Annotated in this window: 4 protein-coding genes and 2 pseudogenes; 3 read left to right on the top strand and 3 right to left on the bottom strand. The window is 52.5% G+C overall.

The window, feature by feature from the left end:
- Positions 1 to 274 precede the first annotated feature (274 nt).
- From JCM12296_RS30315 to JCM12296_RS30305, 3 genes and pseudogenes are all read right to left on the bottom strand, one after another.
- A pseudogene (locus JCM12296_RS30315) lies at positions 275 to 2,088 on the bottom strand (acyl-CoA dehydrogenase).
- A 12-nt stretch (positions 2,089 to 2,100) separates the two neighbouring features.
- Positions 2,101 to 2,958, bottom strand: a complete 858-nt coding sequence (locus tag JCM12296_RS30310) for a 3-hydroxybutyryl-CoA dehydrogenase (RefSeq protein WP_157068026.1) — start codon at positions 2,956 to 2,958, stop codon at positions 2,101 to 2,103.
- A 51-nt stretch (positions 2,959 to 3,009) separates the two neighbouring features.
- Positions 3,010 to 4,259 (bottom strand): annotated as a pseudogene (locus tag JCM12296_RS30305) (thiolase family protein).
- Positions 4,260 to 4,475: 216 nt separating this feature from the next.
- On the opposite strand from JCM12296_RS30305, the gene JCM12296_RS30300 reads away from it, so the two are divergent.
- The 3 genes from JCM12296_RS30300 (at position 4,476) to JCM12296_RS48410 (ending at position 8,297) form a co-directional block, all read left to right on the top strand.
- A complete protein-coding gene (locus tag JCM12296_RS30300) occupies positions 4,476 to 6,071 on the top strand; it encodes a sigma 54-interacting transcriptional regulator (protein ID WP_054700842.1) in 1,596 nt (531 codons plus the stop codon).
- Between the two features lie 371 nt (positions 6,072 to 6,442).
- Positions 6,443 to 8,119, top strand: coding sequence for a class I adenylate-forming enzyme family protein (locus JCM12296_RS30295; protein ID WP_054700839.1), 1,677 nt, complete (start codon positions 6,443 to 6,445; stop codon positions 8,117 to 8,119).
- 52 nt (positions 8,120 to 8,171) lie between these two features.
- Entirely contained in the window at positions 8,172 to 8,297 is a 126-nt protein-coding gene (locus JCM12296_RS48410; RefSeq protein ID WP_281492210.1) for a hypothetical protein, read from the top strand.
- The last annotated feature ends 291 nt before the right edge of the window (positions 8,298 to 8,588 follow it).

Here is an 8,588-nt window from a genome sequence, read left to right as displayed (position 1 = left end):
CCCGTTTCACGCATACCAAGATATCCATGATTTGACTCCTGTTTCGTAGTTGAAAATCGGCATGATCACATGGAAATGCTTACCAGGGGAAAAGGCACGGGAAGAAAAGAAGGACCATTTGTGAATGTGGTACGCTACCATGTGGATGATCACCAGTGAGAAGAACCGGATTGCTCAGGATCAAAAATTTGGCGAAGATGATGCTGTGCACATCATCCCCGCCTGCATGTAGCGCGGCTGGCAATACCGGCCCAGCCAGATGAGATGCGCCTTTTTACTTGCTGCCGAAAGCATCTTCGGATATTTGTATGACCGTATCGTCACCGGCAATAATGATGTCGGCTTTGGCTAACGTTAACGGAAGCACGGATTTTATAAAATACTGGGCGCTTTTCACTTGCCCTTCATAGAAATTCAGATCTTTTTTCTTGGCACCATCGGAGAGCTTCCGGGCCGCCAGAACAGCCCGCCACAAGAGCATCCAAGCCATAACGATATCCCCGGTGACCTCCATGAAGCTGTAGGCATGCGCAAAGGCAGCCATCATCTTCTCGGACCGGGCGGTGCCGCCGATGGACAACGCCGTTTCTTCCAGTTTGTTGATCGCTTTCTCCACGTCCGCGGCCAGTTTTTCCAAACCGCTGACGGCTTTTGCGGTTTCAGCCATATCCCGCATCTCTTTGATCAGATCTTTATATGACTGGCCTTTATTCAGCCCCAGCTTGCGACCCAAAAGATCCATGGCCTGGATGCCGTTGGTGCCTTCGTAGAGGTGGGTGATCTTGCAGTCACGCAACAGCTGCTCCTGGGGGTATTCTTTGGTGTAGCCGTATCCGCCGAAAATCTGAACACCCTTGTTACACACCTCAAAAGCTTGTCGGTCACATACCCCTTGCCAATGGGCGTAAGCACATCGATCAGACCCTGGTATTTTTGCTTTACGTCCGCATCGCTGCTGGTGCGGATTTGATCCTCACACCAGCCGATGTAATAGATGATGCTGCGCATGCCTTCCGTATAGGCCTTCATTGAAAGCAGCATGCGCCGAACGTCCGGATGCTGGATAATGGGCACCGCAGGCGCCTCTTTGCTGGTGGCCTGCAGGCTCCGGCCCTGAATCCGCTCCCGGGCGTAAGCCAGGGCATTCAAGTAGGAGGCGGAGGCGCACCCCAATCCTTGCATGCCCACCTCGAGGCGGGCCTCATTCATCATTACGAACATGGCCCGCATCCCCTTGTTTTCCTTTCCCAGTAGCGTGCCGCGGCAGTTACCTTTGCCGCCCAGCGTCAGGGAACATGTGGGGCTGCCGTGAATACCCATTTTTTCCTCGATGCCGGTACAGACCACATCATTGGGTTCTCCCAGACTGCCGTCATCGTTGACACAGATTTTGGGTACGAGAAACAGTGAGATGCCATCGGTTCCGGCCGGTGCGCCCTCGATCCGAGCCAAAACCGGATGGACAATGTTCTCAACAAGATCGTTTTCTCCTGATGAAATAAAGATCTTGCTGCCGGTGATGGTATAGGTACCATCGTCGTTTTTCACGGCAGAGGTGGTCAAGGCGCCCACGTCCGAACCCGCTTCGGGTTCCGTGAGCAGCATGGTGCCGCCCCACTGTCCGCTTAACATTTTCTTCAGGTAAAGCGCTTTTTGCTTTTCCGTGCCAAAGGTTTCCACCAGCTTGGCGGCACCATGCAGAAGAATCGTGTGGAGCATGAAGGGGTAATTGGCACCGTCAAAGTAGTTCATCGCGGCCAATGAAACCGTGGTGGGCATCCCCTGACCGCCCCATTGGGGATCATCACACATGGCAATCCATTCGCCTTCTCTGAGAAGCTCATAGAGTCTTTGGAAGGCTTCCGGAACGGTAACCGTTCCGTTTTCAAACCGGCATCCTTCCTCATCGCCGATCTTCAACGCGGGCAGCATCTCTTTAATGGCCAGGGATCGGGCCTCGGAGACAATCAGGTCGACCGTTTTCCGATTAAAGTCGGCGAACTTCTCATGCTTGCTGAACTTTTCGACTTCCAACTGCTCGTGAAGCACAAAATCCACATCTCTTCGTTCTACAACCAGCTGTGCCATGTTCTTTTCTCCCTATTTATTGTAATTGTAGAATCCTTGACCGCTTTTGCGTCCCAGATAGCCGGCCCGAACCATTTTACGCAAAAGGGGCGCGGGGCGGTATTTGTCTTCACCCAGCTCCTGATGAAAACCGTCCATTACCAGCAGCAAGGTATCCAGGCCGATCATATCGGCCAGTGCAAGCGGGCCGATGGGTTGGTTGGCGCCCAGGGTCATGGCCCGGTCGATATCTTCGGCAGCGGCGACGCCTTCGGAAAGCACAAAGATCGCCTCGTTGATCATGGGGCACAAAATGCGGTTAACTGCAAATCCGGGGGCTTCCTTGACCTCGACCGGCGTTTTGCCGATGGCCTCGACAAAGGTATTGCATGCCGCAAAGGTCGCGTCCGTGGTGACCAGCCCACGAATCAACTCAACCAGCCGCATAACCGGCACGGGATTAAAAAAATGCATCCCGATCACCTGGCCCGGCCGCTTGGTGGCCGCAGCCATCTCCGTGATCGACAGCCCCGATGTGTTGGAAGCAAAAATGGCTTCCGGCCGGCACAAGCCGTCAATCTCCTGGAGTACTTTTTTCTTGATATCCATCCGCTCGACGATGGCTTCGATGACCAGGTCCGCATCGGCGACCGCTGCGTTCAGATCGGTCAGACCTTTAACGCGGCCCATGATTTCCGACGCAGTGGCTTCATCCATCTTTCCTTTGGCCACAGCCCGTTCCAGATTCTTGCGGATGGTATTCATCCCTTTTTCCACAAAGCCATCTTCGATATCGCGCAAGGTGACCGCAAAGCCCGCCTGTGCCGCCATCTGGGCGATACCGGCGCCCATGATACCCGCCCCGAGTACACCCACTGTTTTTATTTCCATCTTTCGTCCTTCCTTATGGTTTGATAGCAATCGATCCATTTGCTTCTCGGATTAAATCATTTCGATCGCACAGGCCATGGATACGCCGCCGCCGCCGCATAGCGTGGCCAATCCCAACGCCTTGCCGTGCTTTTTCATCGCATGAATCAACGTGACCATAACCCGACATCCGGTTGCCCCGACCGGGTGCCCCAGGCCGATGCCCGAACCATTAATATTGGTGATCTCACGGTTCAACCCAAGCTCCCGCTCGCAGCCGATGTATTGGGCGGCAAAGGCTTCGTTGACTTCCGCCAGTTCAAAGTCACCGATCGTCAGCCCGCTTCGATTCATCAGATCATGCACGGCCGGTACCGGTGAAAGCCCCATGATAGACGGATGACAGGCGCCTTTGCCCACAGCCCGGATGCGAGCCAAGGGCCGCAAACCGAGTTCTTCCGCCTTGTCCTCGGACATGATCACCATGGCTGCAGATCCGTCGTTGATACCGCTGGCGTTGCCCGCGGTGACGGTTCCCGTTTTGGGAACAAAGGCTGGTGGTAATTTAGTCAGCTGTTCCATGGTCAGCCCGGGTCGAAAATGTTCGTCTTTATCAAACAAAAAAGGATCTTGCTTACGCCGCGGCACCGGCACGGACACGATTTCTTCGACAAACGAACCGTCGTTGGTGGCCCTTTCGGCATTGTTTTGGCTGCGCAACGCGACCTCGTCCATCTCCTGGCGGCTGATACCCAATTTCTGGGCCACAAACTCGGCTGTATGGCCCATGATAAATGGCTTGCCGATGTATGCGCTGGCCGGCGCTGGGTCGTATCCAGGGGGGCATCCTCAGACAGCGGTAAAAGGTGCGAACCGCAGTGCAGTGCATGGATCATGGCGTCCACAAAGGTTTGATCCTGAAGCCGCCCCCCCCAACGGGCACACGGCACGGCATAGGGCACACCGGACATATGCTCGACGCCACCGGCAAGGATGACATCGGCCATGCCGGCCTGGATCATGGCCGCGCCGGAGACAACCGCTTCCATCCCGGAGATGCAAACGCGGTTGATGGTAACCGCCGGAACGCTATCCGGTATCCCCGCCAGCAACGCTGCCACCCGTGCGATATTCAGCGTATCGTGATGCTCCATGCAGCAACCGTAGCGGACATCATCGATCACCTCGGGGGCGATACCCGCCCGTTTAACGGCCTCTTTCATGGTGATGGCGGCCAACGTCGCCCCATTGAGGCTTTTTAGCGTTCCGCCGAAGGCGCCGATGGCAGTTCGGCAGGCACTTACAATGACAACGTTTTTCATGTTGGGCTCCTTTTATTAATGGATAGGAATAATGATCGAAGCATGAATGAATAGAATGGTAATTTAGCAGAGACCATGCCATGTTGATATTTAATATAAAATAAGATAGTTGTGATTTATCATGATTATTTTCTGCGCTATGATAAAGTTGCTTCTGGACTATTTGCCAGACAATTACTATATCCGGCAAATAGTCCAGAAAAGGAAAGGGCCCTCATGAGCATCAATGAAAGTGATTTTTTCCGTGAAGCCACGCTAAGAATTTGCGGTAGCCTGGATATCGAAAAGGCCATGCAACGATGCCTTCAATACCTGTCGCGCTTTCTGCCGGCCACGCGGCTTTGCTTTCACGTCTATGATCGTGCGCTGGGCATTGTGGAGACGATCGCCATGGCCACCACGCAAAACAGCCAGGCCATGGCGCTGCGTACACTGCTGGACGCCAGGGGCCGGCAACAGGTGGAAGACCAGCGTTCCCTTCGTACCAAGCTGGTAGAGCGAATGGGCGAAGATGCCGTGGCCGGTCCGGTGGTTCGGCAAATGGGCGTCACCGGTGATATTTCCGGGTTGCTGCTTGATCTGGCGCTGGAAGGAAATTTCGTCGGCACCGTGTCCGTGTTCAGCGAACCGGACATCAAATTCAACCGCCACCATGTCCAACTGCTCTCTTTGCTCAACGAACCATTTTCCATCGCATTGGCCAACAGCCTGCGCTACCGGGAGCTTCAAACCCTTCGGGATAAGCTGGCCGACGATAACCGCTACTTCCAGGATGAAATGCAGAAAATAACCGGCCAAGCGGTAGTGGGCGCTGATTTGGGATTAAAAGGGATCATGGACATGGTGCGCCAGGTGGCCCCTCTGGAAAGTCCGGTCTTGCTGCTGGGAGAAACCGGCGTAGGCAAGGAGGTCCTGGCCAATGCCATCCACAACCTATCCCCTCGCAGCAATGGCCCCATGATTCGGGTTAACTGCGGCGCCATTCCGGACACGCTCATGGACAGTGAGCTGTTTGGCCATGAAAAGGGCGCTTTCACAGGTGCCTTTACACGCAAACGCGGGCGATTTGAGCGCGCCCACCGGGGGACGGTGTTTCTGGATGAAATCGGAGAATTGCCGCTTGAGGCCCAGGTTCGTCTGCTACGGGTGATACAGGAAAAGGAAATTGAACGGGTGGGAGGCTCGGAAACGATCCGAGTCGACATACGGGTCATCGCCGCCACCCACCGTAATCTGGAAAAAATGCTGAAGCAAGGCACCTTCCGGAAGGATCTCTATTTCCGCCTGCGGGTGTTCCCCATTGCCATACCCCCCTTGCGCCATCGACGAGAAGACATCCCAGCGCTGGTTCAGCATTTTATTCAGAAAAAATCGCGGGAAATGAAATTATTTGTCAAGCCCACGCTCTCACCTGGGGCCTTCGACCGATTATTACAATACGCTTGGCCAGGTAATGCGCGAGAGCTGGAAAACGCCATCGAACGCGAGCTCATTGTCTGCAAGGGAGGTGTTCTTTCATTTGACGACCTAAACGTAAAAAACAATAAACTCAAGCCGCTGTCGCCCACCCCTTGCCAATCCAGTCAAGATGAGCTTCTTGAACTGGACGCCGTCATGGCCAGTCACATTGGTAACGTGCTGAAAAAGTGCAACGGCCGGGTTGAAGGCGACAAAGGTGCTGCCCGGTTGTTGAATATCAACCCTTCCACATTGCGAAAAAGGATGAAAAGGCTCGGTATTCCATTCGGCCGCAAACATGACAGAGCGGCCAGGGAAGGGATTGAACATGGAGAAAAGACAGACCCCGCCTAATCAGGTTTTAAACCCAGAGCAAACTGTTTTCCCACCGTCCATAAGTACTTCCGAATGATCTTTGTGACCGCTCAAACCCACACATCAAAAAAATAATCCCACATTTTTCCCTTGACATACACCAGAATATTCTTTAAGTACCAAATATGGATATATTAATAACACATATGGTACTTAAAGAAAAAATAGTAAATTAAAAACTCATTTTTGTCTGCTGGACAGCGTTTAAGGCTCTGTCGCTCCTTGTTCCCGCATTTTCCTTTCTGCATGCTCGTCGCTCGTTTTTCGGATGGCAATATCGCCTCCGATAATTTCTGAATAGGGGTTGCCATCCGCATATCCACTGAAAACCTAAAAGAAGGAGAACGTAAATGTCGGAGGAAAAACTAACCTATAACGCAAATATGTTCAAGGAAACCTTTGAGAACGACTTCACCTATCTTAATGGTTTTTTAAGAAATGTGCACCGTTTTGAAGAAAGAACGGCATTAATCTGCCCGATGAGAGACCTCTCCTGGACTTATCCGCAAGTCAACACCGAATGCAACCGGCTTGCCCATGCATTAATGGAAGATGGTGTTAAAAAGCAGGACCTTGTCATGTACCAGCTTCTAAACAGTGCTGAGTTTGTTTTTCTATATCTGGCCCCGCAAAAAATTGGCGCCATCAACTGCCCGATCAACTTCCGACTTTCCTATGGTGAAACCGCTTACATTATCGATGACAGCAAACCAAAAGTATATTTTTACGACAGCGAATTGAAGGATGTCGCAGAAAAGGCCTTGAACATGGCAACGCACAAGCCCGAAAAAGTCGTGATGGTCGATGTTTCGGGAAAAGAAGTCCCGTTTGCCGGTTCTATCAGGTATGAAGAATATGTCCGTGACAAACCCGAAACCGATCCTGAAATCTCCCGTCCGACTACGATTTATGACGAAATAACGCGGCTATACACATCCGGGACCACGGGCATGCCCAAAGGCGTGCCACTGAATAACATCAACGAAATCTTAAGCGCCCACGATGTATTGATGCACTTTCCCTTGTCTCCGTTCGATAGGACCATGAACATGACCCCATGGTTTCATCGGGGAGGACTCTACGCCGGAGGCCCCAATCCGTCCTTGTACGTTGGCGCATCGATGGTTGCTCTTCGCGCATTCGATCCACAAATGGTAATCGATTATATCGAAAAGTACGCGCTGAACTTTTTGATCGGTGCGCCGGTTACCTTGAAGGCGCTTTGTGAAGCGCAGCAGAAAAAGCCCCGCAATTTAGAGAAATTAAAGGGTATCGTCACCATGGGGTCCCCATTGGAAAAGCAGGCTTGCATGGTTTTCCAAAAGGTTCTTACAAAAAACATCTTCAATGGTTACGGCTCTACGGAGGCATTCTGGAACACCTTCCTACGCCCGCAGGATTTGCCCGAAATGGCCGGTTCGGCGGGTCGCTCATGCACAGACGATGACATGGCGGTGGTGAATGTCTATCCGGATCGATTGGCCGAACCGGAAGACATCGTCGCCAAAGACGGAGAGTCCGTTGGAGAAGTCGTCATCCGGGCGGCGGGCAAGTGCTCCTATACCTATATCAATCGGGAAGAGGAGGCAAACGCCAAATACTATCGGGGCTGGCTGTATATCGGCGATCTGGCGACGTGGAATGAAAAAGAGTTCGTTACGATTGTCGGCCGTAAGGATGACATGATCATTTCGGGTGGTGAGAACGTTCAGCCGGCCCAAGTAGAGGAAATCATCAATGAGAACCCAATGGTCGCCGACTGTATCGTGACCAGCGTACCCGATGAAAAATGGGGAGAGTTGGTGGTGGCTTACGTTATCAAAAGGGATCCCTCGTTGACCATCGGGGACCTGGACACGTTCTGCAAGGAGCACCCGATGCTGGCGACCTACAAACGTCCCCGGTACTACCGTTTCGTAGAGGCACTGTATTTGACGGCCACCGGCAAGAAAGTCCACTACAAGGCGAAACAAAAGGCAGAGATCGAAATGCGGGAGGGATTGTTCGAAAAAGCGTCGTCGATTTAATTCACTTACAACTATCTATAAGAATAATTGTCGCAATTAAGGAGACAATGCAATGATCGTCGAGGAGTTTTGTAAAGCGGACGCCAGTATCGGTCTGGCCATTGATTTGGCATCGCTGCCATGTAAATTTCTTTATCGCTTCGGGAATTCGGTGCATGGCATCCAGCCTGAAGGCTGAAATCGCATCAGTTTGAAAACGCATTTAATATCTCAAATTGAACACAAAGCTTGGTGCGCCCGCGTTCGAATCTTTTCAGCGCCCCCTCTTCCAACCCATTTTCAGAGTGAGAAGGAGTAGAAGAAGATGACAACAATGATATCTTGGCAGATGGTCGAAAGAAACAAGCCCCTGGTGCGCGTCGAAGCTCCCTTGCCGGAGCCGGGCCCCGGTGAAGTCCTGATCAAGGTCGCCGGATGCGGCGTTTGCCATACCGACCTCGGCTTTTTCTACGACAACGTTCCGATGAAG

The organism is Desulfosarcina cetonica JCM 12296 (genome assembly GCF_001311845.1).
Lineage (GTDB): Bacteria > Desulfobacterota > Desulfobacteria > Desulfobacterales > Desulfosarcinaceae > Desulfosarcina > Desulfosarcina cetonica.
Note: the sequence above shows the minus strand (reverse complement) of the source record. Positions and strands in the feature narration are given on the sequence as shown.

What these genes read in the sequence shown, in the direction of transcription:
- JCM12296_RS30295 (WP_054700839.1), top strand. Translation starts at nt 6,443, where the DNA reads ATGTCGGAGGAAAAACTAACCTATAACGCAAATATGTTCAAGGAAACC.
- JCM12296_RS48410 (WP_281492210.1), top strand. Translation starts at nt 8,172, where the DNA reads ATGATCGTCGAGGAGTTTTGTAAAGCGGACGCCAGTATCGGTCTGGCC.
- JCM12296_RS30310 (WP_157068026.1), bottom strand. Translation starts at nt 2,958, where the DNA reads ATGGAAATAAAAACAGTGGGTGTACTCGGGGCGGGTATCATGGGCGCC.
- JCM12296_RS30300 (WP_054700842.1), top strand. Translation starts at nt 4,476, where the DNA reads ATGAGCATCAATGAAAGTGATTTTTTCCGTGAAGCCACGCTAAGAATT.